A 24,161-nucleotide genomic window follows, 5' to 3' on the forward strand; every position below is an offset into this window, starting at 1 on the left:
CTGCTTTGCTCAGGTGCTCGTGTCGCGCAACCCATCGAAATACGCGGCGATCTCCTCGGGAAACGCGTAGCGCTTGTCGGGCACGGGCGAGCCGGCGTCGATCAGCGCCTGGGCGCAGGCCAGCCAGTCGCCGCCGGGCGTGGTTTCGGCGTTGGAGGCGTAGCTGAGCGTGCCGTAGACGTTGTCGTTGTAGCCGTGGCGTTCGTCGTAGTGGGCGCCGTGGGCGAGCAGGAAGCGGGCGAGCGATGCGTTGCCGCGGAACACCGCCCAGTTCAGCGCACTGCCGTCGATGTCGCCGCCGCGGGCGGCGATGGGCCAGCCCGCTTCCACCATCACCCGCACCGCTTCGTCCTGGCCGGTGGCGGCCAGTTCCGGCAGCAGGCGCAGTTCGGCCGGGTGCAACTGGCCGATCATGCCGGGCGCCTCGTTCAGCAGGCGGCGCACCGCGGCACGGTCGGCCCGGGCGCAGGCGGCGAGCAGGGCGTCGGATGGGCTCGGGGTCTCCGGTGCGGCACCGGCCTGGAGCAGCCGCTCGGCCACGGCGTCGAGCCCCAGGGAGCGGGCGAACCGCAGCGCGCTGACGCCGTGCGCGTTGCGCACCGAGGGATCGGCGCCGGCATCGAGCAGCAGGCCGATCACCTCGGGCGAGCGCCGGCGCCGGATCGCGTGCAACAGCGGACAGCCGCCCGGCCCAGGTTCGTTCGGGTCGCCGCCTTGGGCGAGCATCAGACGCACCGTATCGGGCCGTTCGCCATCGAGCGCGCGGAACAACGCGTTGCTGCCGGTGACGCGCGCACCGGCCTCCAGCAGCAGGCCTACCAGGCTGGGGTCGGCGAGCTCGGCGGCGTGGTACAGCGACTCGTTGTCGTTGGGGTCGGCGCCTGCCTGCAACAGGCGCCGGGTGATCGCCACGTCATGGTTGCGTCCCGCAGCGCCGTACAGCGCGCTGACCGGATCGTCGGGCAACTGCGGGTCATGCCAGCGCACGTTCGGATCGGCGCCGGCCGAGAGAAGGCGGTCGACGCAGGTGCGGATGCCGGCGGCGAAGGCCGGCAGCGAAACCAGCGCGGAGAATGTGGCGCAGACCAGCGGCGCCATGCCGTTGCCGGTGCGCGCAGTGTTCGCCCAGGTGGAGTCCGCGGCGATCGCTGCCTGCACCGTGGCGACATCGCCGATCGCGCAGGCCAGTACCGGATCGCCCTCCAGCAACGGCGGATGCTCGCGCAGCAGGCGTTCGGCCAGATGCGGCTTTGCCGGCTGGTAGCCGTGCCCGAAGGCCCAGCGTTGCCACTGCTGTCGACGTGCGGCGGTGTCGGCCAAAGCGGACTGCAGGGCGACGTAATCCTTCAGTTGCGTCCAGGATTCGAAGCCGTATTCGCGCGCCACGCAGGACTGCGCATCGTGCAGCCGCCACTCCCTGGCGGCGATCGCGGCGTGGTCGAGGCCGGACGCGGCGGGCAAGGCGCGGCGCATACGTTCAAGTGCGTCGGCATCGCGATGGCGCACGCTGTCGAGCAGGGACTTGGCCTGCTTCTTCAGGTGATCCAGGTGCGGACGGGCGGGAAGCTCGTTCATGACAACCTCCATGCAATAGGTGCCGAAGGTCCGCAATCTCGGCTGCACAAAGGTTGGTGGTGGCGAGCGTTCGACAAGTGGGTTGAACCCTTTCCGCGGACCCGGTGGCGGCTTGCAACGCCGGGGCGGGAGCATAGCAAACGCGGCCGCGGCGCAAGCGTGCTTGAAAGCATCGCGGCGGTACCCAGTTCGTCAGTCTTGGGCACGTCCAATGCCCGGCGCAGTCCGGACGCGTTGACTTCACCCACTTCCTGAAAGGATCTCCCCATGCATATCGATCTTTCCTCCCGCACCGCCATCGTCAGCGGCTCCACCGCCGGCATCGGGCTGGCCATCGCGCAGGGTCTGGCCGGCGCCGGTGCGCACGTCGTCGTCAACGGCCGCACTCAGGCGCGCGTGGATGAGGCCCTCGCGACGATCCGCCAGGCCGTACCGCAGGCCAAGCTCACCGGCGTGGCCGCTGACCTGGGCACGGCCGCGGGCGCCGCGCAGCTGGTCGCGGTGATGCCCGAGGTGGACATCCTGGTGAACAATCTGGGCATCTTCGAGCCGAAGCCGTTCTTCGAGATTCCGGACGAGGACTGGCAGCGCTTCTTCGAGGTGAACATGCTGAGCGGCGTGCGCCTCGCACGGCACTACGCGCAGGGCATGGCGCAGCGCGGCTGGGGACGCGTCCAGTTCATCTCGAGCGAATCGGGCGTGCAGATTCCGGTGGAGATGGTCCACTACGGCATGAGCAAGACGGCGCAGCTGGCCGTGTCGCGCGGCCTCGCCGAAACGCTGGCCGGCACCGGCGTGACGGTCAACGCGATCCTGCCCGGCCCGACCCGCTCCGAAGGCGTCAACGAGTTCATCGCCAAGATCGCCGCCGGCCGCGGCGTGCCCGCCGAACAGGTGGAGCGTGAGTTCATCGCCACCGAGCGGCCCAGTTCCCTGATCAAGCGTCTGGCGACGGTGGAGGAGGTGGCGAGCCTGTCGGTGTATCTCGCCTCCGAGCAGGCGTCGGCGACGACGGGGGCGGCGGTGCGGGTGGATGGAGGGGTGGTGCGGTCGATTGTTTGAGCGCGTGCTCGGAGTTCCATTTTCGGGCGCGCTTTGGCGTGACACGTAGACCCCACGCTTCTTGCCGCACGCGGCACGCCACTCGCTCTCCTGCCTTCTTTCCCTCCCGGGGAGGAGGGCCACGTCTTCCCACGTCTCCCGTGCCCCTCACCGTCGTCATTCCCGCGCACGCGGGAATCCATCTCGATCTTGGCTCCTTTCCGTTAAGCCGGGCCAGGGGCAAAGAGCGTTTCGTCCTCCTTCGGAGGGCGAGTTACTTCTCTTTGTGTGGCCACGCGCCCGTCCGGAACGGGCGCGAACGGCGAAGCCGACCCGAAGGCGGAGGGCAGGATGCCCGGAGTAAAGAGAAGTAACCAAGAGAAAGGCCACCCCGCTTCCGCGCCTCACCGGTCTGCGACCGGTGAGGTACGCGTCCGGGCTGCGGGGTTTGTCGACAGTCCATCCATGGACTGACGCCAAACTGGCCGGCATCCCTGCCGGCCACCCTTCGGGCTGATCCTCCACCCGGCCGCCGCTGCAGAGGGGAGGGAAGGTCAAAAGCCGCGCGCGTCGCGCGCAAAGGCTCGGCAATCGCTCACGCGATCACCATCGCCTTTGCGTTGTTGTCTGTGCTGATGTTGGTGCTGATGCTGCGGTGAGGCGGTGAGGCGGTAGCCGCTGCTGTGGCTGTTGCTGTTCCTGTTGCCTTTGATCTTGATCTTGATCTTGATCTCCACGCCCTTGTGAGGCAGTGAGCCGTGGACGATCAGGCCCGTAGGGGCATCGGCATGGATGCCGATGCCTTTTCGCCAGGGCAGGAGCCCTGTCGAAAAGCCCGGCCGCGGCTCACGGACTTGTCGGGCGTAGCCCGGCAAGTGCCGAGGAGGGTCGCCTTCGCTTTGGTTACTTTCTCTTGGCGACCAAGAGAAAGTGACTCGGTCGCCGAAGGCGAACGAAAGCGCTTTTGCTTTTCTGAGCAAACTTTGCAGAACAAAGATTGGGCCGGTGCGTCGGCCACCGCTGGCCAGGAGCGGCTGAACACCCTCAACCCACCACCGGCACCCCATCGATCAACCGCCTGGCCAACCGCGGCTGACGAATCTGCTCCAGCCACCAGGCCAGCGCGCGACCGTCATGGTCACCGCGCCACGCGGCATAGAGCACATTCGGTTCGCGCGGATCGGCCATCGCCTTTTCCAGCAGCGCGCCGCTTTTGAGAAGCGTCGACACGCGATGGCGCGGCAGCCAGCCCACGCCCAGGCCGTCGCACTGGGCGAGGATCTTCGCGCGCATGCTGGGCACCGCCAGCGTCGCCTGGCCGCCGACCACGCCATAGCCGCGGCTCGCGCTGCGCGCCGAGTCGGCGACCACGATCGAGCGGTGCGCGCCCACCGCATCCTGCGTCAGCGGCTCGGCGGCCTTGGCCAGTGGGTGCCGCGGCGACACGGCGAACACCCATTCCATGCGGCCGAGCTCGAACCAGCGCAGCTGCGCGATCGCCGGTGGCTCATTGGTGGCGCCCACGATGAGGTCGGCGCGGCCTTCGCGCAGTGCCTCCCAGGTGCCGCCCAGCACTTCGTGGGTGATGCGCAAGCTCACGCCCGATTCGAGCTTGTCGAACGCGCGGATCACCGGCAGCAGCGTGTCGAATTCCAGCACTTCGTCGGTGACGATGTGCAGTCGGTCTTCCCAGCCGCCGGCCACCTGCTTCACGCGGCGGGTGAGGCGCGTCACGTCGTGCATCAGCCGCGCGGCTTCCTGCGCCAGCAGGTGGCCGGCCGGGGTGAGTTGCAGGCGATAGCGGCGGCGGTCGAACAGCAGGGCGTCGAACCGCGCCTCCAGCTGCCGCGCCGCGTGCGACACGGTCGACGGCGCGCGTCCCAGTCGGGCGGCGGCGCGCGAGAGGCTGCCGGTTTCGCGGATGGCTTCCAGCAGGGCCAGTTCGTCCTCGGACAACATGTGCAACCTCTTCGAACGAGTTCGTCGACGCGATGGTACGGCATGTCGCAGGTGACGGCGCAGCATGGGCTCACGTTCAAAAAACCTTCCGAACGTCAAACCATCCAAGGAGTTCGTCATGAACCGTTTTGCCAACAAATCCATCCTCGTCACCGGCGGCAGCAGCGGCATCGGCCTGGCCGCGGCCAAGGCCTTTGCCGCCGAAGGCGCCCGCGTGGTGATCACCGGCCGCGATGCCACAGCGCTCGCCGCTGCCCTGTCGCAGCTCGGCGGCAAGGCCATCGCGCTGCGCAACGATGCCGGCTCGCTGGCCCAGGCGCGTCAGCTGGCCAGCGATCTGGCCGCGCAATCGATCTGGCTCGACGGCGTGTTCCTCAACGCCGGCAGCGCGAAGTTCGCCCCGTTCGAGGCGGTGGACGAGGCGCTGTGGGACCAGGTGTTCGACACCAACGTGAAGGGCGCCTACTTCCAGCTGCAGGCGCTGCTGCCGCTGCTCGCCAGCGGCGCGTCGATCGTCATCAACGGCTCGATCAACGCCCACATCGGCATGCCCAACTCCTCGGTGTATGCGGCGAGCAAGGCGGCATTGATCACGCTGGCCAAGACGCTCTCGGCCGAGCTTCTGCCGCGCGGCGTGCGCGTGAATGTGGTGAGCCCGGGGCCGGTGTCCACGCCGCTGTACGGCAAGCTGGGCCTTGACCAAGCCACGCTGGAAGCCACCGCCGCGCAGATCCAGGCGCAGGTGCCGCTGGGCCGCTTCGGCACGCCGGAGGAGATCGCCGCCACCGTGCTGCACCTGACCTCGCCGGAGTCGGCGTTCATCGTCGGCAGCGAGATCATTGTCGACGGCGGCATGAGCCAGCTGTAACGCAACGAAACCGGGCGCCGTGGGGCGCCCGGAATCAGGTGGAACGTGGTGGGGCCGTTACGCCACCTTGGGGAAATCCAGCGTGGTGTCGTTGATGCGGTTGACCATGTTGGTGAACAGGATCGCGCTCACCACCAGCGGAATCTCCACCAGCTGGCGGTCGTCGAAGCCGGCGGCCTTCAGTGCTTCGACCGCGTCGGCATCCAGCGTGCCGCGCTGCTGCACCAGGTGCAGGGCGAACTTCACCAGTGCGTCGATACGCGCGTCCTCGGCGTAGGCGCCGGCGCGCAGTTCGCGCGTCTGCTCGACGGTATAGCCGGCCATCTTGCCGGTCATGGTGTGGGCGGCGACACAGTAGTCACAGCCGGTGGCCTCGCTCACGGCGAGGTTGATCGCTTCCTGCTCGCGCTTGCTGAGCGAGCTCTTGGCCAGCGTGGCGCCGGTGCCGAGCACATGGGCGAGCACGGCGGGCGAGTTGCTGCCGATGGTGGCGTAGACATTCGGCAGCTTGCCGATGCTGCGCTTGATGGTGGCAAACAGCTCTGAGGTTTCCTGATCGGCCTGGTCGTAGGCGAGGGTGTGCAAACGGGTCATGGCGATTACTCCTGTGAGAGAAAGAGGCGGCGTTGCCGAAGGCGTCTGCCGGTGGTGAAAATGCTAGGCATCGCCGGCCCACCCCCGTGTTCCGCGCGTCTCGATCTTGGTTTCGTTCGTCTCAAGGTGGCCGATGGACAGTCTCAGCGCGTTGGTGGCATCGATGGGTCTGCGCGGGCGGGTGGACCTGCTGTGCCGCTTCGCCGGCGCGTGGTCGGTGCCCAGTGAGCAGGCACCGCCGGGCCAGGTGCCCTATCACGTGGTGCTGGCCGGCGAGGGCGTGCTGGAGGTGGGGCGCGAGCGGCGTCCATTCGTGGCCGGCGACCTGGTGGTGTTTCCGCGCGGCGCCGCGCACACCATGCGTCATGCCGACGGCGCCACGCTGACTTTCGCCGAGGTGCGACGTCCGCTGGGCCGGCTGGTGGAAGTGGCAAGCGAGGCGCCGCACAGCGATTTCGATGTGCTCTGCGGCAGTTTCGAGCTGGGCCAACACCACGCCCTGCTGCTGCAGGCGCTGCCCGAAGTGGTGCACCTGCAGACCCAGTGGCGCGAGGACTACGCGGGTCTGCACGCGCTGATGCACACCATGCGACGCGAGAGTCTGCAGACCTCGCCCGGTGGCGACGCGGTGATCGCGAACCTGTCCGCAGCGCTGTTCACGCTGGTGGTGCGCACGCTGATGGAGCAGGGCGAACTGCGCCAGGGACTGCTCGGCCTGCTGATGGATGAGCGGGTGTCGCCCGCCCTGGCCGCGGTGATCGCCGCGCCCGGCGAGCCGTGGACGCTGGAGCGGCTCGCCGAGGCCAGCCGCATGTCGCGCGCCAGCTTCGCCCGGCACTTTGCCGAGCTGTCGCCGATGACGCCGATGGATGTGGTCGCCGCGCTGCGCATGGACTTGGCCGCGCGGCTGCTGCGCGAGACGCCGCGTTCGCTCGAGCGGATCGGCGAGGCCTGCGGCTACGCCTCGCGCGCCGCGTTCGGCAAGACCTTCAAGCGCGTGCATGGCATCAGCCCTGCCGCATTCCGGCGCCGCAGCGGCGAGCCGGCACCTGCGACCAAGGTCTAGCTCGCGCGGCTGGCGCGGCACTCCGCAGGCGCGCACACTTTTGCGCCTGCCGCCCGAGGAGATCCCTGATGCAACGTCCGCCGCTGCCCCCGTTCACCGAAGACACCGCCAAACAGAAAGTGCGTCTGGCCGAAGACGCCTGGAACGGCCGCGACCCGGCCAAGGTGGCGCTGGCTTATACGCCCGACAGCCGCTGGCGCAACCGCGCCGAGTTCCTGCAAGGGCGCGAGGCGATCGAAGCGTTCCTCACCCGCAAGTGGCAGCGCGAGCTGGAATACCGTTTGATCAAGGAGCTGTGGGCGTTCCACGACAACCGCATCGCGGTGCGCTTCGCCTACGAGTTCCACGACGACAGCGGTCAGTGGTATCGCGCCTACGGCAACGAGAACTGGGAGTTCGACGAGAACGGCCTGATGCGCCTGCGCATCGCCAGCATCAACGACGCGCCGATCGCCGAGGGTGACCGCAAATACCACTGGCCACAAGGCCGCCGCCCCGACGATCACCCGGGCCTGAGCGACCTGGGTTTCTGACCGCCGCCCGCACGTTTACCGCCTCCTTTGTAGGAGCCCGCTCGCGGGCGATGCCCTTCGCCTTGTGCCTTCCAAAAGCATCGCCTGCGAGCAGGCTCCTACACGCGGCGCCACGCGCTCGTCGTCTCTTGTAGGAGCCAGCTCGCGGGCGATGCTCTTCGCCTTGTGCCTTCCAAAAGCATCGCCTGCAAGCAGGCTCCTACACGCGGTGCCACGCGCTCGTCGGCTTTTGTAGGAGCCCGCTCGCGGGCGATGCTTTTGGCATCCCGCCAGCGCAGGGCCGCATTACTCGGGCGTGGCGTCGACCGGCGTCGGGGCCGGCATGCGCGGGCGGTTGCACACCATGCTGCGCAACACCCCGTCGCGTCGGATCAGCCCGTGGTACAGCGCCGCGCCCATGTGCGCGAGGAAGGTGAAGAACAACAGGTAGGCGAGCACGCCGTGCGCGGTGCGCAGCCAGGCGAAGGCCCACGCGTTCTCGGGCAGGATCGCCGGCAGGCGCAGGCTGCTGGTGAGCATCACCGGATAGCCGCCGGCGGACAGCATCGCCCAGCCGATCAGCGGCATGGCGATCATCAGCGCGTACAGCAGCCAGTGCGAGAGGTGCGCGGCGAGCTTCTGCAGCGGCGGCAGGTCGGCGGGCAAGGGCGGCGGCGGATTTCGCAGCCGCACGACGAGCCGCGCGATCGCCAGCAACAGGATCGCGATCCCCAGCGGCTTGTGGATCGCCAGCAGCCACTGATGCTTCTCGCTCACCGTGGCGACCATGCCGACACCGATGAACAGCATCGCCAGAATCAGCACGGCCATCGACCAGTGCAGCACACGTGCGGGCAGGCTGAAGGTGCGGACGGTACTCATCGGTTGGCCTCCGGCTGGGCGTGGGTGGGTGCGGTGGTGCCCGGGACATGCGCTTCCTCGCTGGTGCGGCGCAGATAGGAGCTGGCGTAGGCAGCCGAGCGAGCGCTCAGCAGCGGGTCGTCGGAGAGGGCGATGCCGGCGGGCAGCACGGTGGGGTCGTAGTTGATGTCGCGGCACGGGCCGCTTTCCTGCGGTTGCTCGCTGGTGAGCACCAGGGTGCCGGCGTCGAGGGTGGTGCGATCGGCCGGCCATGCCTTGGTGGCGTCGTCGGTGGGATCGCCGGGGTGGGCCAGGGTCACCAGCAGGTGCCAGCGCTGCGGACTCGCGGCGAGCCGTTGCTTGAGATCACCGATCAGGTAGTTGTCGCTGGCGGGGGCCGGTTGCGCACCGGTCGCTTCGGGAACCACGCGCCAGCGCACCGCGTGCCGTTCGCCTTGTGCGTCGACGAAATAGAACGCGTCCAGGCCGTAGTAGCTCTCGGTGACGAAGCTGGCGGATGGCCTGGCGGTCTTGGCCCAGGCGCGGAACGCGGCCGTCTCCGGATGGGCGGCAAAGAACGCGGCGAGCTTGGCCGGGTCGGGCTTGCCGGTGGCCGGATCTTTCTGGCTGGCGAGCTGCTGCGCGTAGAACGCCTGCGGCGTGGCCACCGGGAACACCGGCATGCTGTTCATGCCGGTGCGCCACTGCTGGCCGTTCGGCAGGTTGAAGCGCAGCGCCAGGCTGCGGATCGGCACGCTGCTGTCCGGCGCGTACGGGTTGCCGCCAGGAATCGCGAAGCGGCCCACCACTGGCGTACGCCCTGCCGCGAATACCGAGGCGGTGGAATACGCGCTGCCCTTGCCGTTGCCCTCGAAATAGCCGGCCACGCATACGCCCTTGGCGTGGTTGCGGCGGTAGCCGGAATGCACGCCGCCGCCGTTGTGCTGCAACTGGTCGACGAGGCGCTCCGCGGTGAGCCGGCGCGGCGTCAGCCAGCCGCCGACATAGGCGAAGGCGCCGCCGGCCACGACGACGGCGCCGGCGATGAGTGTCCAGCGCAGGCCGTTGCGCGGTTGGCGAGAGGGCGGTTGGGGATCGTGCATGGGGAGGGCTCCGGGCCGGGTCGGCCTTGGGTGGTGACACCAGCCAGACGCCGGTCGCGCGGATTTATTCCCGCGCCGTGGAATAATTTCCTTCCTGCGGCGTCCTGCATGGCGAAACCATCGCGGCCCGATCCATGTCCATCCACGCGTTCGATGACCAGCTGAGCGAGTTGCTGCCGCGCCTGCGGCGCTTCGCGCTGTGGCTGACCCGCGACCTGTCCAGCGCCGATGACCTGGTGCAGTCCACGCTCGAACGGGCGCTGTCCACGCGCGCGGTCAAACGAGACGACGGCGATTTGCGCGCCTGGCTGTTCCGCATCCTCTACCGCCAGTTCCTCGACACGCGGCGTCGCGCGCAACGCTATGCCTGGCTGCTCGGCCGCCTGCGCGAGGACGACGAGCCGCAGTGGCCCTCGGCCGAGCGCGAGCTGCTGGCGCAGTCGGCGCTGGCCGCGTTCGAACACCTCACCCCCGAGCAGCGCAGCCTGCTGCTGTGGGTGACGGTGGAGGGCCTGAGCTACCAGCAGGTCGCCGACATCCTCGAGGTGCCGATCGGCACCGTGATGTCGCGCCTGTCGCGCGCGCGCCAGGCCATGCGCCGCTACGGCGATGGCGAACTTCCCACCCCTTCCCTGCGGTTGCTGAAATGACCACGACACCCAGCGAACACGACATCCACGCCTACGTCGACGGCCGCCTCGAGGGCGAGCGTCGCGCCGCGGTGGAGCTGTATCTCGCGCGCCATCCGGAGCGCGCCAGCGAAGTGCAGGCCTGGCAGCGCGATGCGCATCGGTTGCGCACGGCGATCGGCGGCACGCAGACGCTGCCGGATAACGTCGCGCTGAACCCGTGGGCGATCCGCCGCCGTCGTCGCCAGCGCCGGCTGCAGCGCGTGGCGTTCGCCGCGGCAGCGATGCTCTGCCTGGGGCTGGGTGGCTTCGGTGGCTGGCAGGCCCGCGGCCTGCGCGGTGCGGGCACGGCGCCGATGGCCGACGCGATGCAGGCCTACCGCCTGGTGGCGATGGATCACGCCGCGCGCCCGGATGTGGTGCCGCAGCGCGACGGTGACATGCAGGCCTGGCTCGACGCCCACTTCGCCCACGCCGCGCGACTGCCGGACCTGAGTGGCGCCGGTTTCCACGCCGTCGGCGGCCGGCTGTTCGCCACCGACCAGGGCCCTGCCGCGATGGTCTTCTTTCAGGACGCCGCCGGTCACGCGATCAGCTTCTACGTGCGCCCGCCCGGCCCGCGCAATCACCTGCTGCCCAGCGGTGAGCGCGCCGACGGCGGCCTGCTCGCGCAGTACTGGTCCGGCCAGGGCTACAACTACGCCATGGTCAGCCGCGACGACGGCTCCGATCCGCAGGTGGCTGCACGCGCGAAGGCCTCGTCGATCTGAGCGGGCGGAGCCGGGTCGGCGGAGGGCCACTCGCCAAGCGTGCTGTCCTGACGCGGCCGCGTGCTACGCCGCCGCTCCATCGAAGTGCTGGATGAGCAGTTCCAGCAGGCTGCGTAGACGGTTCAGCCGCTTCAGGTCTTTGTGGTAGCCGAGCCAGGTGTAGCGTGACGGCGGCGGCTCGCCGAGATTGATCCGTTTAAGCTCGCCGAACGCGTCGCCCAGCGCGGTCGGCAGCACCGCCATGCCGACGCCTTGCGCACACAGGCGCGCCTGGACGTCGCGGCTGTTGCTGGTGAAGGCAACGCTGGCGTCGGGCAGGTGCTGCTTCAGCCAAGTGACGTCCGGCATGCCTCCGAACGCGGCGTTCATGGTGACCAGCCGCACGCCGCGCCCACCCTTGCGCGGGCGCAGCTGGTCGCGGTGTGCGTAGAGCGCGTAGGGCATGCGCAGCAGGCGGCGCGAGATCACGTCCGGCTCGTCGAATGCTTTTATGCGGAACGCCAGGTCGGCCTCGCGCCGGGCCAGGCTGTACAGGCGCGCGTCGGTGAGCAGTTCCACCGTCACCGAGGGATGCCGGCGCGCGAACTCGGCCAGCACCGGCGTGAGCACGTAGCTGCCGAACCAGTCCGAGGCCGCCAGCCGCAGCTGGCCGCTTAGCGTGCTCTCGCGGCTGGCCAGGGCGCGCTCGAAGGCGAGTGCTTCCTCCTCCATGCGTTCGGCGCTGGCCATCACCGCCATGCCTTCGTCGGTGAGCACGAAGCCGTCGGCCGTGCGCTGGAACAGCGTCTGTCCCACCGATGCTTCCAGCGCGCGCAGCCGCCGGCCCATGGTCGGCTGGGTCTGCCCGACTGCGCGTGCCGCGGCGCCCAGCGAGCCCTCGCGCGCGATGGCGAGAAAGATGCGTACGTCGCTCCAATCCATCGCCGGCTCCCGCAGTGACATTGCATGCATTTTTGCATGGATAAAAAACAAAAACGTCGATTTCCATGCATGTCGATCGGGTCCACCATGGCTTCCACCTTCCCGATGGAGACCTCGCCATGAACCTGATTCCCGACACCATGCAAGCCGCCGTTGCCGAGCAGATCGACACCCCGCTGCGCCTCGTGGACCTCGCCGTGCCGGTTCCCGGTCCGGGCCAGGTGCTGGTGCGCGTGGCCGCCGCCGGGCTCAATCCGCTGGACACCAAGATCCGCGCCGGCAAGGCCGCCCACGCGAAACATCCGCTGCCGGCGGTGCTCGGCATCGACCTGGCCGGCACGGTGGTGGCACTCGGGCCGGACGTGAGCAACTGGCGCATCGGCGATGCGGTGTACGGCCTGACCGGCGGCGTCGGCGGCGTGCAGGGCTCGCTGGCCGAGTACGCCGCGGTCGATGCCTCGCTGCTGGCGCTCAAGCCCGCCAACCTGTCCATGCGCGAGGCGGCGGCGCTGCCGCTGGGCTTCATCACCGCGTACGAGGGGCTGGTCGATCGTGCTCGCGTGCATGCCGGTCAGCGCGTGCTGGTGCACGGCGGCGCCGGCGGCGTGGGCCATCTGGCCGTGCAGCTCGCCCGCGCCCACGGCGCCGAAGTGTTCGCCACCGGCAGCGCCGCGCAAAAAGCGATGATCGAAGGCTACGGCGCCGCTGCCATCGACTACGCCACCACGCCGGTCGCCGACTACGTGCAGCAGCAAACCGGCAGCGAGGGTTTCGACGTCATCTACGACACGGTCGGCGGCGCCACGCTGGACGCCTCGTTCGAGGCGGCGCGCCCGTATCACGGCCACGTGGTCAGCGCCCTGGGCTGGGGCACCCACGCGCTGGCGCCGCTGTCGTTCCGCGCCGGCACTTATTCCGGCGTGTTCACCCTGCGCCCGCTGCTCACCGGTCAGGGCCGCGCCCACCACGGTGAGATCCTGCGCGAGGCGACACGACTGGCCGAGCAGGGCCAGCTGCGCACGCATCTGGACACGCACCGCTTCACGCTGGCCGAGGCGGAGCAGGCGTATCAGCTGATCGAGAGTGGCAAGGCCGCCGGCAAAGTGGTGGTGGAGGTGGCGGGCTGAGACGACCAAGGCGCTGCGTCAGCAGCGCCTTTTTGGCTCCCAGCCGAGGCCTATGCGCACAAGCTGATGGATGCCGGCGTGGACGTTACGGCCACCCGCTACCTGAACACCATCCACGACTTCGTGATGCTCAATGCCCTGGCCGATACCCCGGCCGCCAAGGCGGCAGTGGCGCAGGCAAGCCAGAAGCTGCACGCGGCGCTGTATCCCGTGCAGAAGTAAGCCTGCAGGGCTGCAACCATGACCGGGCCCCCATCCGTGGGCGCGCTGTCATGTCCAGCGTCGAGCGGCGGCGATTGCCATGCAACAGCACGGCGCCACCGCCCGCTGCCCGGTCTGCCGATTGCGTCAGGTTCGCGCCACGTCTGAGAGTGGGTCGCCGATCCGGCGGGCGGATGGTGCAGTTGATCTCAAGCGCCGCGCGTCGGTTCGTCGGAGGCCAGCGCCCGTTCGCGGATCAGGTCGATCAGGGCGCGCAAGCCGGCGGGCACGTGGCGATGGCCCGGGTAATAAAGGCGCAGGCCGGGGAACGGCGGGCACCAGTCCTGCAGCACCGGGATGAGTTCGCCGCGCGCCAGCTCCTCGCGGATATGCCACTCGGACAGGAACGCCAGGCCCATGCCGGCGCGGGCGGCGTTACGCATCAGCTGCGGATCGTCGAGCAGCAGCCGGCCCGGCACGTCGATCGCCAGCGTCTCGCCGTGACGTTCCAGCTCCCAGGCATGAAGCCCGCCGTGCGACAGCCGCATACGCACCGCCTGATGGCCGGACAGGTCCGCCGGCGACTGCGGTACGCCGTGCGCGGCGAGATACGCGGGCGAGCCCACCACCACCATGCGCAGGTCCGGGCTTAGCGGCACGGCCACCATGTCCTGCGGCACGCTCTCGGCCAGCCGGATGCCGGCGTCGAAACCCAGCGCCACGATGTCCACCAGCTTCGCCTCGCTCACGATGTCCACCTTCATCTGCGGATGGCGCTGCAGGAAGTCGAGGATCAGCGTGTCGAAGATCATCTGCGCCGCGCCCGCCGAGGTGTTCAGCCGCAACGTGCCGGAGGGCGTCGAAGGGTCGCCGTGGATTTCCTCGGACGCGCGGCGGATCTCGGTGACCGCCGGCTCGATGCGCGCCACGTAGCGCTGGCCCGCCTCGGTAAGCGCGACGCTGCGCGTGGTGCGGTTGAACAGCCGCGATGCCAGGCGCGCTTCCAGTCCGGCCACCGCGTTGCTTACCGCGGAGGTGGACATGCCCAGCTCCTTCGCCGCCGCACGGAAACTGCCGCGGCGGGCCACGGCCAGCACGGCGTCGAGTTCGGTCAGGCCGGAGCGATGCATGCAGATTGTCCCGATTTTGAGGATGCCCCTTGCACCATACACCGGCTTATCGCAACGGTGCGGCGCACCCACACTGCTCTGCGACCCGGCAACTTCCCTGCCGTTTGAGGACATCCCCATGCAACGCATCGAGCACATCTACATCAACGGCGCCTTCGTCACCCCGCACGGCAGCGAATGGTTCGACCTGTTCAACCCGGCCACCGAAGAAGTGATCGGCCAGGTGCGCCTGGGCGACGCCGACGACGCCCGGCGCGCCATCGCCGCGGCCAAGGCTGCTTTCCCCGCCTTCTCGCGCACCACCCGCGAGCAGCGCCTTGCCATGCTGCAGCGGATGCAGGCCGCCATGGCCGCGCGCGAGGACGAGCTGTTCGACGCCATCGTCACCGAGTACGGCGCCCCGGTGTCGCGGGCGCGCTGGATGGCGGCCTACAGTCACCAGGTGATCGGCGAGGCTGCGGCCACCCTGGCCGAGTACGCGTTCGAACACACGGCGGGCAGCGCCCGCGTGGTGATGAAGCCGCTCGGCGTGGCCGGGCTCATCACGCCGTGGAACAGCGACGCGGGCTTCATCTGCGGCAAGCTCGCCACCGCGATGGCCGCCGGCTGCACCGCGGTGATCAAGCCCAGCGAGATGAGTGCGCTGCAGACGCAGATCGTGATGGAGGCCTTGCACGAAGCCTGCCTGCCGCCCGGCGTGGCCAACATCGTCAACGGACGCGGCGACGTGGTCGGCGCGCAGATCAGCGCGCATCCGGACGTGGCCAAGATCTCCTTCACCGGCTCCACCGCCGTCGGGCGCGCGATCCTGCGCAGCGGCGCGGACACGCTCAAGCGGGTCACGCTGGAGCTGGGCGGCAAGTCGCCCACCATCGTGCTGGACGACGCCGACCTCGCCACCGCGATCCCGCTGGCGGTGAGTGCCGGCTTCATGAACAGCGGGCAGGCCTGCATTGCCGGCACGCGCATCCTGGTGCCCGCCTCGCGGCTGGCCGAATGCGAAGCCGCCATCGTCGAACAGGTGCGCACCACCCCCTCCGGCGATCCACGCGATCCCGCCACCGCCATCGGTCCGATGGTCAGTGCCAGGCAGTGGCAGCGCGTGCAGGGCTACATCCGGCGCGGCATCGAGGAAGGCGCCCGCGTGCTGATCGGCGGCGAAGGCCGCCCCGAGGGCATCACCCGCGGCTGGCTGGTCAAGCCCACCGTGTTCACCGACGCGCGCAACGACATGACGATTGCCCGCGAGGAAATCTTCGGCCCGGTCCTCACCGTCATTCCGTACCGCGATGAGGCCGAGGCAATCGCCATCGCCAACGACACCTCCTATGGCCTGCACGCCTACGTGCTCACCGGCGACAGCGCCCGTGGCGCTCGCGTGGCCGCGCAGATCGAGGCGGGCCGCGTACTGGTCAACACGCTTACCCATGAACCCAAGGCGCCGTTCGGCGGGTTCAAGCAATCGGGCATCGGGCGGGAAAACAGCCACTACGGGCTGGAGGCGTATCTGGAGCCGCAGGCGATCGTGGTGGGTCAGAGCTGAGAAGAGGGAGCGCAGACGGTTCGCGCCGGGTGTCGACTGCGCGCTCGCGGCAAAAGGCGGGCCGCCGGCGCCAGGGGTATCTGCTCCTCGGCGACACCATCGACGGGCCACGGGTGGCGATACGGTGACGCTGGCTGCCCTGGCGCTGATCGGCGCGATGTTCGGCTAGTGCCCCGCGCTTGTCTGCGCGGCTGGACCTGGGTGAGCCGGCGGCGTGGGGTTTCGCCGCCGGCCCGATCCCGCGAGGCTCAGAAGTCGGTCGACAGTGCCAGTTCGCGCCAGCTGGCGAGTTCGGCCGCAACGTGGCGATTCTTCGTCTCGATGCGCTGCACGGTGTCGCTGCCCAGCGGCAGGCGCAGCGGCCGGCGATCCGCATGCTCTAAGACGACATGCGCTGCGATGAACAGCCAAGAGGCCGGCGCCCTCTGATGTAGGCGCGGCGTCAAATGCCGCTATAAAGCCATTCCGGTCGGAGCGGAGGGTCGACACTGGACTGCCACTGTCACGCCCGCTGCAACGCGCTGGTCCACGTGCGCAGGTGACCGATGGCGCGATCGCGACGAAGGGAAGGGATGTTCGACCGCCCCGTGCCGTCGGCCGACGCCCGCGGTGGTAAGTTCGGCGTCGCCCACCCACGGGGTTATGGGCTAGGGCCGCCGTGCCGTCGCTTTTTCGTCGCAGTCCAGGGAGTTCATCCATGCGCCAATCCATCGTCCGCTTCGCCGCTTTCGCGTTGCTCGCCATGCTGGGCGGCAACGCCCTGGCCGCCGAACCTGTCACCTTGCACACGGCCGACCAGGTCACCGTCTACGGCACCCTGAGTAAGGCCCGGGCCGACAACGACAAGGTGCTGCTGCTGTTCCATCAGGCCAGCGCCAGTCGTCACGAGTACGACCCGTTGATCGCCCGGTTCAACCAGCTCGGTTACGACACGCTGGCGATCGACCAGCGCTCGGGCGGCGAGCTGTTCGGTGGTCACAACCAGACGGTGGCTGCTCTGGGCAAGTCCGCGGCTTACCTGCAGGCCGCGCCGGATCTCGACTCCGCGCTCGCCTGGGCGCGCGACCGCCACTACGCGACCATCGTTGCGGTAGGAAGCTCCTATTCGTCGGCGCTGGTGATCCTGCTTGCCGCGCGCCATCCGTCGGGGCTTACCGCCATCGCCAGCTTCTCGCCCGGTGAATACTTCGACGACAAGAACCTGATCAAGACGGCCGCGGCGAAGGTGACCGTTCCGTTCTACATCACCACCGGCCCGGACGAGGCTGCCAACGTGGCAGAAGTGCTACGCGACGCGCACGGCGACAACGTCACCCACTACCAGCCCAAGGCAGGCGTGCACGGCGCCTCGACCCTGGTGAAGTCGCGCGACCCGGCCGGCTATACGGCCAACCTGCAGAGCTTCGAGCAGTTTCTGCGCGAGGTGGGACGGTAGCCGCGGCTAATGATCTGGCCGGAACGATTACGGCCAGAGGAGCCGAGTGAGTGACGTCCCTCTGGGGCCGAGGTAAGCATGCGTCCGCGGGCGCGGCTTGAAAGATCACTCCGACCCGCATTTTGCAAGCGATGGCGCTAGGTTTCCGAGCGGCCGGTGCCCTCGCGGTTGCCCGGGTAATGGTGGGTGAGCGGAAACGGCGGCAGCCAGCTCTCGCGGCGGACGGTCCAGTTTTCGTAGGTTGGCATCAGCTGGTCCGGGGCATCCAGCGCTCCCAGGTGCACTTCGATCTCATCGCCGTAGCGGGCGAAGACCGACGAGCCACAGCGGGGGCAGAAAAAGCGTCCGCCGTAGTGCCGTGGATCTCCCAGGATCGCCACTGCCGTGTGCGGAAAGATCGCTGCGGCGAAGAACAGCGCGCCGTGGTGCTTACGGCAATCCAGGCAGTGGCAGAGGCCGACCCGATAGGGGCGGCCTGAGGCCTCCAGACGGACGTCGCCGCACAGGCAGCCTCCCGTGAATCGTTCCATGTGCCGTCTCCGCGAAAAGCATCGGGCACGCATCATCCCTGCGGACAGGTCGACGGCAGATCAAGGCCTGGCGCAGGCGCAGGCCTTGGATCAAGTACGCGGGGAGCGTATCGCTGGCGATGCCTTCATCGCGGATGTCCAGCCGACAGCCCTCGGCGTGCAGTGCTCGCTCAGGGGTGAGGGCTCAGGGAGGAGCCGCTTGCGTCGGTCTGCTGGCTCTTTAGGAGAACAAGCCGACTGCAAGCTGTGCCCAGACGAGCAGGAGCACCAGCAGCACGCCCGCGACCACCAGGCGCCGGCTCCGCGCCGATGTCGTCAGGCGCCGGCCGACGACGATGGCCGTGCCGGCGGACAACAGAAGCGCAGCGCCGACCACGAAATCCCCGGCCGTCCAACGCACCTCGTTCGTAAAGTGCATCGCCACGAGGGGTATGCCCAGCAACAACGCCGTGACGAGCGCCACGACGCACAACGGTCTGATCCAGGAACGAGCGTGCATGGGGGAGGCGGCCGTCATGTGAGTGGGCAAAGCGTAGCGCGAGCCCGCGCACCGCTCGTGGCCAGCCCATCGCCGGGAGCTGGCAATTCCGGGTCCTGTTGAGGCGCCCGCGAGCGCCCCGGCCCGGCAGAACGGCCGGCTCGTTCAGCGCGCGGGATGCCCGCGCTCTTCCATCAAGCGTGTCAGCTCGGCCACCAGATCCTGGCGCGTTGCCGGCGCATCGAGCAGGTACACCTGCACGTCGTGCGCGGGCACGCTGGCCTTCAGCGTGCCACTGTCCGCCACCGTGATCGCCTTGCCCCCGAACGCCGGCTTCCACTGGCCGGGTTGCAGCTTGTCGCTCACCTCGAACGTGGCCGGCTGGTCGCCCTTGTTGAGCAGCACGAGGGCGATCTGGTGGGTGTCTCCTTGCTGATAGACGCGGTAGAACGCGGCCTGCTGACCGGCGAAGCGGATCGGAAGCATGAGGCCGCGCTGCAGCGCGGGCGTGCTTTCGCGCAGCGTGGCGATGCGCTTGAGGTGTTGGTAGATCGGGCTCTTCGGTGCTGCGTCGATGCGCGCCTGGCCGAAGTAGTTGCGGTTGCCCTCGTGCTCGGCCTTGCCGCGTTCGAAGCCGGTCTCCGAGCCGTAGTAGATGGCCGGGATGCCGCGCGCGGTGAACAGAAAGTTGTTGGCGTCGATGAAGCCGTCGTCGGTGGCGTTGAGCCGCGCCATGTCGTGGTTGTCGTAGAAGGTCACCAGCTCGTACGGGTTCTGGTACGGGCCATTCGTGAGGTAGAGCCGGTCGAGGATCTGCGCGTAGTCGCTGTCCGGATGCTCGAACACGTCACCCATGCGGCCGCGCAGCGGAAAGTCGAGCACGCTGATGGAGCCGCTCGAAGGCCAGGTGAACTTGCCGATGTTGTCGGGGCTGTAGTCGAACGCTTCGCCGTACATGAAGAAGCCAGGATGTTTGGCGCGGATGCGGTCGCTGAACTGCTTCCAGAACGCGGTCGACATGTGGCTGATGGTGTCAATGCGGAACGCGTCGCTGCCTTCGTCGATCCACTGCTCGTAGGCGCCAACCATGTAATCGAGCACGGCAGGGTTCTGGTCGTCGTTGTTGGACAGCTGCACCAGGTCGTCGTACGCGTGATAGAAGCGGTGCAGCGGGTTGCGCACAGGGTCGAGCTGGTACGGCGGCAGGTTCTGTTCGTCGGCAATGAGCTTGCCGTTCTTGTCGAAGATCTGTCCGTACTGCGGCTGCTTCACCGGCATGGTGAAGGCGGGCGAGCCGTGGTTGACCACGATGTCCTGCACCACCTTCAGTCCCGCCTGGTGCATGCCGGCGGTGAACTGGCGGTAGTCCAGGTGCTGGCTCGGCAGGTGCTCGTCGAGCTTGTAGAAGTTGACGCCCCAGTAGCCGTGATAGCCGGTCTTGCCGCGGTCGGTGAACTTCGAGCCCCAGCTCACCGGGTCGCCGCCGGTGAAGGCCTCGTCCGGGTTGTCGACGATAGGGGTGATCCACACCGCGCCGAAGCCCATGCCGCGGATATAGCCGGCGTTCTCCAGCACGCCCTGGAAGTCGCCGCCGAGGTAGCCGATGTTCGCGCTCTCGCCCTTCGGCGCGCCGGGCACCGGGATGTCCCAGGTGCGATGCGCGCCGCCCTGGTCGCGGTGGTCGTTGGACGGGTCGCCGTTGACGAAGCGGTCGGTGAGCACGAAGTAGATCGCGTTGGACGCCATGGGTGCGTCGGTGCCGACGAAGACGGGTTCGCTGGCCGGCGTGGCGGCGTGGGCGAGGCCACAGCCGAGCGTGGCGACGAGGGCGGGGAGCAGGCGCTTGGCGATCATGGTTTGGTTTCCGTGGTGCGGTGCTTTTTGTAGGAGCCCGCTCGCGGGCGATGCTTCTGCTCCTGATCCACATCGAAGCAAAGAGCCAAGAGCATCGCCCGCGAGCGGTCTCCTACATGGGGGGCGGTGAAATCAGGCGACTTCCATCCGCGGCACGCGAAGCGTGCACAGGCCGGCGATCAGCAGGCTGGCGCCGCCCAGGCCCAGTGCCCAGATCGGCTGGTGATGGAAGAACAGCTTGAGCAGCACGCCGAGCACGCTGGCGGCCATCAGCTGCGGGATCACGATGAAGAAATTGAAGATGCCCATGTAGATGCCCATCTTCGCGGCGGGCAGGTTGTCCGAGAGCATCGCGTAGGGCAGCGAGAGGATCGACGCCCAGGCGAAGCCGACGCCGACCATCGAGGCGATCAGCCAGTGCGGGTCGCGGATCACCAGGAACGAGAGCAGGCCGATGCCGCCCAGCCACAGGTTCACCAGGTGGCTCATGCGCAGCCCACAGGCGCGCACCAGCAGCGGAATGAGGATCGCGGCGAGCACGCCCACGCCGTTGTAGGTGCCCATCAGCACGCCAGCCCAGTTCGCGCCTTCGTTGTACGCAGCCGAGGTGGTGTCGGTGCTGCCGTAGAAGCGCTCGGCCACCGCCGGCGTGGTGTTGATCCACATCGCGAACATGGCGAACCAGGAGAAGAACTGCACCCAGTTGAGCCGGCGCATCGGCCGTGGCATGCCGTAGAGGTCGCCCATGATCTGGCGCAGCGCGCCCTGGCTGCGGGTGCGGCTGAGCCACACGAACAGCGCGCCGAAGCCGACCAATCCGCCGGCCAGCAGGTACAACTCCTTCTCCAGGTCGTAGTGCTGGATCAGCGCCAGCAGCACCGCACCGAGCCCAAGGAACAACGCGCCGACCCGCCACGCGCCGCCCACCGCCGCCGGCGTCTCGTTGACGTGGGCGTCGGCAAAAGCCCGCAGTTGCTCCGGCGGGTATTCGCGGGTGCTGAGGATGGTCCACAGCATGGCGCCGAGCAGCACCGCCGCGCCGGCGTAGAACGCATACATCACCGAGTGCGGCACCTCGCCGGGCGGTGCGGTGTTGGCCACGCCGAAGTGGGTAAGCACGTAGGGCAGGAACGACGCCACCACCGCGCCGACGCCGATAAACACGCTCTGCATCGCATAGCCCAGCGGCCGCTGCTTCGGCGGCAGCTGGTCGCCGACGAAGGCGCGGAACGGTTCCATCGACACGTTGAACGAGGCGTCCATGATCCACAGCAGGCCGGCCGCCACCCACAGCGCCGGCGAGTTGGGCATCGCCATCAGCGCGATCGTGGCCAGCACCGCGCCGGCGAAGAAGTACGGGCGGCGGCGGCCGAAGCGGTTCCAGGTGCGGTCGGACAAGTAACCGATGATCGGCTGCACGATCAGCCCGGTGAACGGCGCGGCGATCCACAGCACCGGGATCTGGTCCACGTTCGCGCCCAGCGTCTGAAAGATGCGGCTGACGTTGGCGTTCTGCAGCGCGAAGCCGAACTGGATGCCGAGGAAGCCGAAGCACATGTTCCAGATCTGCCAGAACGACAGTTCCGGTTTTGCCTTGCTCATCGTGCGTTGCCCTTGTCCGCGGAAGCGCCCAGCGGCGCGATCACCATCCCCTTCACGTCGGCCGCGTTGAGCGGGCCGTCGCTGCCGCCCACGCCGCCGGTGTAGTGGGCGAAGTGGCTGAGGTAGCTCATGTTGAAGCCGTCTTCCAGCGAAAAGCTGCAATGGGCGCCGGCCCGGGCGGCGAACTCGCCCCAGGTGGAGCGCTGCTCGCGCACGCTGTGCGGCATCACGATCGGCACGCGTTGCTCGGGGGCGCCGTCACAGCGGATCGCCAGCATCTTCACCGCGGCGGTGATGCCGGTGTTGATCGGGCCGTGGTCGTTCGCGTAGTTCAGCGACACGCGGTACTCGCCGCTGGCCGGTGCCGTCCACCTGCGCGGCCAGGCGCCGTCCACTGGTGTGCCTTCATCGGCGCAGACGGCCGGGCTGTGCAGCGATTCCAGCCCATTGTCGCCAACCCGGGTCGCGCTGATGCAGGTGAGGGTGCCGGTGCGCGGCAGCGTGCCGGCGCCATCGATCGTCTGCGCGCGGTGGCCGTTGACGTACAGCTGCAGCTTGCCGTCGCCCTGCACCTTCCAGGTGTGGCCGTCCGCGCCGAGCGTGGGCGCCGGCGGCGCCTCGGGCGCGTACAGCGGGGCGTCGGTGCGCAGCGGCGCGTCCTTCACGGTGATCGCCTTCAGCTGCACGGTGGTGGTGTGGCCGCGGGTCGACGTGCGATCGGCCACCAGCAGGTTGCCCTGGTGCTGTTTCGGCAGCCGCAGGGTGATGGTGCGGTCGGGCAGGGTGAGCGAGATGCTTTGCTTGTCGCCGAACAGCATCGGCACCAGCGAGGCGGGCAGCTTGGGCTGCACGCTGCCGTCTTCATTGAGGCCGAATACGCCCTCGGTGACCACGGCGAAGTACGCCGCCACCGACCACAGCTGGCGCGGCGAGTTGACCACCGGTCCGCTGAGCTTGCCCTCGTCCACGTGCTGGCCCTGGGTGAGCAGCTCGTAGTTCTCCATATTCGAGCCGTACAGCGCCGCGCCGCGCATCACCGATTCGATCTCATGCGCGATGCGCGCGGGCTGGTTCACCTCGCGCGCGGCACGCAGCGCATAGGCGCTGACGAACGGCCAGATGGCGCGGTTGTGGTAGATCGGTTGGTCGCGGCGCTCGGGCCACATTACCGGGCTGCCGGCCGGCCAGGTCGGGTAGTTCGCCAGCGTGCGGGAGGCGCGCTCGCCATCGGCTACGCCGCTGGTGATCGCCAGCGCGATACCGAGCAGGTCGTAGGTGTCGTTGGGCGTGCCGTCGCCACCGAGGAAGCTCATGTACATGCCGCGATCGGCGCGCCAGAAGTGCGCGTTGATCGCGGCCTTCAGCGCCTTCGCCTGGTCGGCGTAATCGGCGGCGGCCCGAGTGTCGCCGTGCTGGCGCGCCTGCGTGGCGGCCATCTGCAGCGCCTGGTAATGCAGCACGTTGGTGGACAGCGCGAACGACTGGCCGATGAAGGTGACCTCGTCGAAGGTCCACGCCGGATAGCTCTGCTCGCGCCAGTCCATGAAGGATGTCTCGCCACGGTACAGCCCGAACTTCGCGTCGAAGGCGTACTGGCGATCCTGCGCCAGCGTGTCGCCGAGTGCCTTGTACACGTCGGCGGCGAAAGGCTTGTCTCCCAGCAAGTGCTGCGCGCCGAGGAACCACACCACGCGGTCGGTGCTGATCGGCCAGCTGCCGCCCGAGCCGGTGTCCTGCATGACGTAGAGGCCTTGCGGTGCGCTCGGCACGCGCACGTCCGACAGCTTGAAGGCGAGGCCGTTGCGCGCACGGTCGGCGTCGAAGCGCCACAGGCCCAGGTCGATCGAGTACGACAGGTCGCGGGTCCACACGTAGGGCCACTTCAGGCCGGTCTCGAAGCAGTGGCAGGGGATCGGCTGGCCGTGGTCGAACGCGCCGTCGCGGATCGCGGTGACCGAATCCTGCTTGAGGTCGTCCTGCGCCATCGCGAACAGACCGTTGAACAGGGGGCTGGCGGTGTCGACAGCCAGCGGCTGCTTGCCGATCACGCGCTGGCCGTAGGGCCAGGCCACGGTGTACGCGCCCTGCGCATCGGCACTCACGCTTACGTGCACGCCGTGCCAGTCCAGTCCGTCATGCCAGGCTGGCGGTGGCGCCAGCGCGGCGGCCATCGAGGCGGCCAGCAGCGCGCTCAACATGCGCTCAACCCGCGCATGGCGTGGGGAAGGGTCAGGGTCATGCTGGGTCTCTCCTCGGACGATGCAGGCGTTCGTTATGTCACGCCGCGGCTACCCCCGCATGCTGCAGTCGCAACATGCACCCGCACCGCGAGCGGCCGAGCCCCCTGATGCTAGGTAGCATC

At 68.7% G+C, this 24,161-nt stretch carries 24 protein-coding genes; 11 read left to right on the plus strand and 13 right to left on the minus strand.

Annotated elements, in window-relative coordinates; all coding sequences use genetic code 11:
• Positions 1-9: 9 nt before the first annotated feature.
• The gene (locus ACQVBX_RS01080) at positions 10-1,575 is read right to left on the minus strand and encodes an ankyrin repeat domain-containing protein (protein ID WP_431636054.1); all 1,566 of its coding nucleotides are present in this window, start codon (positions 1,573-1,575) and stop codon (positions 10-12) included.
• A gap of 267 nt (positions 1,576-1,842) precedes the next feature.
• On the opposite strand from ACQVBX_RS01080, the gene ACQVBX_RS01085 reads away from it, so the two are divergent.
• Positions 1,843-2,637 (plus strand): SDR family NAD(P)-dependent oxidoreductase, encoded by a 795-nt coding sequence (locus ACQVBX_RS01085; protein ID WP_431636055.1) that lies wholly within the window; start codon positions 1,843-1,845, stop codon positions 2,635-2,637.
• A 533-nt stretch (positions 2,638-3,170) separates the two neighbouring features.
• Here ACQVBX_RS01085 and ACQVBX_RS01090 read toward each other — a convergent pair.
• On the minus strand, positions 3,171-3,353 hold the full coding sequence (locus ACQVBX_RS01090) for a hypothetical protein (RefSeq protein ID WP_431636056.1): 183 nt from the start codon (positions 3,351-3,353) through the stop codon (positions 3,171-3,173).
• 307 nt (positions 3,354-3,660) lie between these two features.
• Positions 3,661-4,575: a LysR family transcriptional regulator gene (locus tag ACQVBX_RS01095; protein ID WP_431636057.1), complete on the minus strand. Its 915-nt coding sequence runs from the start codon at positions 4,573-4,575 to the stop codon at positions 3,661-3,663.
• Positions 4,576-4,693: 118 nt separating this feature from the next.
• Between ACQVBX_RS01095 and ACQVBX_RS01100 the strand changes: the two genes are divergently transcribed.
• On the plus strand, positions 4,694-5,443 hold the full coding sequence (locus tag ACQVBX_RS01100; protein ID WP_431636058.1) for an SDR family oxidoreductase: 750 nt from the start codon (positions 4,694-4,696) through the stop codon (positions 5,441-5,443).
• A 57-nt stretch (positions 5,444-5,500) separates the two neighbouring features.
• On the opposite strand, the gene ACQVBX_RS01105 is transcribed toward ACQVBX_RS01100, so the two are convergent.
• On the minus strand, positions 5,501-6,037 hold the full coding sequence (locus tag ACQVBX_RS01105; RefSeq protein ID WP_431636059.1) for a carboxymuconolactone decarboxylase family protein: 537 nt from the start codon (positions 6,035-6,037) through the stop codon (positions 5,501-5,503).
• A 133-nt stretch (positions 6,038-6,170) separates the two neighbouring features.
• On the opposite strand from ACQVBX_RS01105, the gene ACQVBX_RS01110 reads away from it, so the two are divergent.
• Together ACQVBX_RS01110 and ACQVBX_RS01115 are read left to right on the plus strand one after the other, a co-directional pair.
• Positions 6,171-7,103, plus strand: coding sequence for a cupin domain-containing protein (locus tag ACQVBX_RS01110; RefSeq protein ID WP_431636060.1), 933 nt, complete (start codon positions 6,171-6,173; stop codon positions 7,101-7,103).
• 68 nt (positions 7,104-7,171) lie between these two features.
• Positions 7,172-7,636, plus strand: coding sequence for a DUF1348 family protein (locus tag ACQVBX_RS01115; protein ID WP_431636061.1), 465 nt, complete (start codon positions 7,172-7,174; stop codon positions 7,634-7,636).
• 285 nt (positions 7,637-7,921) lie between these two features.
• Here the strand turns inward: ACQVBX_RS01115 and ACQVBX_RS01120 are convergent, their stop codons facing one another.
• Positions 7,922-8,497, minus strand: coding sequence for a cytochrome b (locus ACQVBX_RS01120; protein ID WP_431636062.1), 576 nt, complete (start codon positions 8,495-8,497; stop codon positions 7,922-7,924).
• Positions 8,494-9,579, minus strand: a complete 1,086-nt coding sequence (locus ACQVBX_RS01125) for a catalase family peroxidase (RefSeq protein WP_431636063.1) — start codon at positions 9,577-9,579, stop codon at positions 8,494-8,496. The genes ACQVBX_RS01120 and ACQVBX_RS01125 overlap by 4 nt, the downstream gene beginning before the upstream one ends.
• A gap of 134 nt (positions 9,580-9,713) precedes the next feature.
• Between ACQVBX_RS01125 and ACQVBX_RS01130 the strand changes: the two genes are divergently transcribed.
• Together ACQVBX_RS01130 and ACQVBX_RS01135 are read left to right on the plus strand one after the other, a co-directional pair.
• Entirely contained in the window at positions 9,714-10,229 is a 516-nt protein-coding gene (locus tag ACQVBX_RS01130) for a sigma-70 family RNA polymerase sigma factor (RefSeq protein WP_431636064.1), read from the plus strand.
• Positions 10,226-10,978, plus strand: a complete 753-nt coding sequence (locus ACQVBX_RS01135) for an anti-sigma factor family protein (RefSeq protein ID WP_431636065.1) — start codon at positions 10,226-10,228, stop codon at positions 10,976-10,978. Before ACQVBX_RS01130 ends, ACQVBX_RS01135 begins: the two co-directional genes overlap by 4 nt.
• A 63-nt stretch (positions 10,979-11,041) precedes the next feature.
• Here ACQVBX_RS01135 and ACQVBX_RS01140 read toward each other — a convergent pair whose 3' ends face one another.
• The gene (locus tag ACQVBX_RS01140) at positions 11,042-11,899 is read right to left on the minus strand and encodes a LysR family transcriptional regulator (protein WP_431636066.1); all 858 of its coding nucleotides are present in this window, start codon (positions 11,897-11,899) and stop codon (positions 11,042-11,044) included.
• A 119-nt stretch (positions 11,900-12,018) separates the two neighbouring features.
• Here ACQVBX_RS01140 and ACQVBX_RS01145 point away from each other — a divergent pair, with 119 nt between their 5' ends.
• Together ACQVBX_RS01145 and ACQVBX_RS01150 are read left to right on the plus strand one after the other, a co-directional pair.
• Positions 12,019-13,026 (plus strand): zinc-dependent alcohol dehydrogenase family protein, encoded by a 1,008-nt coding sequence (locus ACQVBX_RS01145; protein WP_431636067.1) that lies wholly within the window; start codon positions 12,019-12,021, stop codon positions 13,024-13,026.
• A gap of 78 nt (positions 13,027-13,104) precedes the next feature.
• Complete coding sequence (locus ACQVBX_RS01150; RefSeq protein ID WP_431636068.1) at positions 13,105-13,248, plus strand: hypothetical protein; 144 nt, start codon at positions 13,105-13,107, stop codon at positions 13,246-13,248.
• Between the two features lie 188 nt (positions 13,249-13,436).
• Here ACQVBX_RS01150 and ACQVBX_RS01155 read toward each other — a convergent pair whose 3' ends face one another.
• On the minus strand, positions 13,437-14,357 hold the full coding sequence (locus ACQVBX_RS01155) for a LysR family transcriptional regulator (RefSeq protein WP_431636069.1): 921 nt from the start codon (positions 14,355-14,357) through the stop codon (positions 13,437-13,439).
• Between the two features lie 118 nt (positions 14,358-14,475).
• Between ACQVBX_RS01155 and ACQVBX_RS01160 the strand changes: the two genes are divergently transcribed.
• The 3 genes from ACQVBX_RS01160 (at position 14,476) to ACQVBX_RS01170 (ending at position 17,335) form a co-directional block, all read left to right on the plus strand.
• Positions 14,476-15,900: an aldehyde dehydrogenase family protein gene (locus ACQVBX_RS01160; protein WP_431636070.1), complete on the plus strand. Its 1,425-nt coding sequence runs from the start codon at positions 14,476-14,478 to the stop codon at positions 15,898-15,900.
• A gap of 179 nt (positions 15,901-16,079) precedes the next feature.
• Entirely contained in the window at positions 16,080-16,283 is a 204-nt protein-coding gene (locus ACQVBX_RS01165) for a hypothetical protein (RefSeq protein ID WP_431636071.1), read from the plus strand.
• A 314-nt stretch (positions 16,284-16,597) separates the two neighbouring features.
• On the plus strand, positions 16,598-17,335 hold the full coding sequence (locus ACQVBX_RS01170; RefSeq protein ID WP_431636072.1) for an alpha/beta hydrolase: 738 nt from the start codon (positions 16,598-16,600) through the stop codon (positions 17,333-17,335).
• Positions 17,336-17,472: 137 nt separating this feature from the next.
• Here the strand turns inward: ACQVBX_RS01170 and ACQVBX_RS01175 are convergent, their stop codons facing one another.
• From ACQVBX_RS01175 to ACQVBX_RS01195, 5 genes are all read right to left on the minus strand, one after another.
• Positions 17,473-17,865, minus strand: coding sequence for a GFA family protein (locus ACQVBX_RS01175; RefSeq protein WP_431636073.1), 393 nt, complete (start codon positions 17,863-17,865; stop codon positions 17,473-17,475).
• A gap of 220 nt (positions 17,866-18,085) precedes the next feature.
• A complete protein-coding gene (locus ACQVBX_RS01180; RefSeq protein ID WP_431636074.1) occupies positions 18,086-18,364 on the minus strand; it encodes a hypothetical protein in 279 nt (92 codons plus the stop codon).
• Between the two features lie 144 nt (positions 18,365-18,508).
• Positions 18,509-20,197: an alpha-amylase family glycosyl hydrolase gene (locus ACQVBX_RS01185; RefSeq protein WP_431636075.1), complete on the minus strand. Its 1,689-nt coding sequence runs from the start codon at positions 20,195-20,197 to the stop codon at positions 18,509-18,511.
• A 132-nt stretch (positions 20,198-20,329) separates the two neighbouring features.
• Entirely contained in the window at positions 20,330-21,799 is a 1,470-nt protein-coding gene (locus tag ACQVBX_RS01190; protein WP_431636076.1) for an MFS transporter, read from the minus strand.
• Positions 21,796-23,997: a Six-hairpin glycosidase-like protein gene (locus ACQVBX_RS01195; RefSeq protein ID WP_431636077.1), complete on the minus strand. Its 2,202-nt coding sequence runs from the start codon at positions 23,995-23,997 to the stop codon at positions 21,796-21,798. The genes ACQVBX_RS01190 and ACQVBX_RS01195 overlap by 4 nt, the downstream gene beginning before the upstream one ends.
• Between the last annotated feature and the right edge of the window lie 164 nt (positions 23,998-24,161).

It is taken from the genome of Dyella thailandensis, assembly GCF_050749815.1.
Taxonomy (GTDB): domain Bacteria; phylum Pseudomonadota; class Gammaproteobacteria; order Xanthomonadales; family Rhodanobacteraceae; genus Dyella_A.

Coding starts and splice junctions, on each gene's coding strand:
- ACQVBX_RS01080 (WP_431636054.1), bottom strand. CDS start 1,575: ATGAACGAGCTTCCCGCCCGTCCGCACCTGGATCACCTGAAGAAGCAG.
- ACQVBX_RS01085 (WP_431636055.1), top strand. CDS start 1,843: ATGCATATCGATCTTTCCTCCCGCACCGCCATCGTCAGCGGCTCCACC.
- ACQVBX_RS01095 (WP_431636057.1), bottom strand. CDS start 4,575: ATGTTGTCCGAGGACGAACTGGCCCTGCTGGAAGCCATCCGCGAAACC.
- ACQVBX_RS01100 (WP_431636058.1), top strand. CDS start 4,694: ATGAACCGTTTTGCCAACAAATCCATCCTCGTCACCGGCGGCAGCAGC.
- ACQVBX_RS01105 (WP_431636059.1), bottom strand. CDS start 6,037: ATGACCCGTTTGCACACCCTCGCCTACGACCAGGCCGATCAGGAAACC.
- ACQVBX_RS01110 (WP_431636060.1), top strand. CDS start 6,171: ATGGACAGTCTCAGCGCGTTGGTGGCATCGATGGGTCTGCGCGGGCGG.
- ACQVBX_RS01115 (WP_431636061.1), top strand. CDS start 7,172: ATGCAACGTCCGCCGCTGCCCCCGTTCACCGAAGACACCGCCAAACAG.
- ACQVBX_RS01120 (WP_431636062.1), bottom strand. CDS start 8,497: ATGAGTACCGTCCGCACCTTCAGCCTGCCCGCACGTGTGCTGCACTGG.
- ACQVBX_RS01125 (WP_431636063.1), bottom strand. CDS start 9,579: ATGCACGATCCCCAACCGCCCTCTCGCCAACCGCGCAACGGCCTGCGC.
- ACQVBX_RS01130 (WP_431636064.1), top strand. CDS start 9,714: ATGTCCATCCACGCGTTCGATGACCAGCTGAGCGAGTTGCTGCCGCGC.
- ACQVBX_RS01135 (WP_431636065.1), top strand. CDS start 10,226: ATGACCACGACACCCAGCGAACACGACATCCACGCCTACGTCGACGGC.
- ACQVBX_RS01140 (WP_431636066.1), bottom strand. CDS start 11,899: ATGGATTGGAGCGACGTACGCATCTTTCTCGCCATCGCGCGCGAGGGC.
- ACQVBX_RS01145 (WP_431636067.1), top strand. CDS start 12,019: ATGAACCTGATTCCCGACACCATGCAAGCCGCCGTTGCCGAGCAGATC.
- ACQVBX_RS01155 (WP_431636069.1), bottom strand. CDS start 14,357: ATGCATCGCTCCGGCCTGACCGAACTCGACGCCGTGCTGGCCGTGGCC.
- ACQVBX_RS01160 (WP_431636070.1), top strand. CDS start 14,476: ATGCAACGCATCGAGCACATCTACATCAACGGCGCCTTCGTCACCCCG.
- ACQVBX_RS01170 (WP_431636072.1), top strand. CDS start 16,598: ATGCGCCAATCCATCGTCCGCTTCGCCGCTTTCGCGTTGCTCGCCATG.
- ACQVBX_RS01175 (WP_431636073.1), bottom strand. CDS start 17,865: ATGGAACGATTCACGGGAGGCTGCCTGTGCGGCGACGTCCGTCTGGAG.
- ACQVBX_RS01180 (WP_431636074.1), bottom strand. CDS start 18,364: ATGCACGCTCGTTCCTGGATCAGACCGTTGTGCGTCGTGGCGCTCGTC.
- ACQVBX_RS01185 (WP_431636075.1), bottom strand. CDS start 20,197: ATGATCGCCAAGCGCCTGCTCCCCGCCCTCGTCGCCACGCTCGGCTGT.
- ACQVBX_RS01190 (WP_431636076.1), bottom strand. CDS start 21,799: ATGAGCAAGGCAAAACCGGAACTGTCGTTCTGGCAGATCTGGAACATG.
- ACQVBX_RS01195 (WP_431636077.1), bottom strand. CDS start 23,997: ATGTTGAGCGCGCTGCTGGCCGCCTCGATGGCCGCCGCGCTGGCGCCA.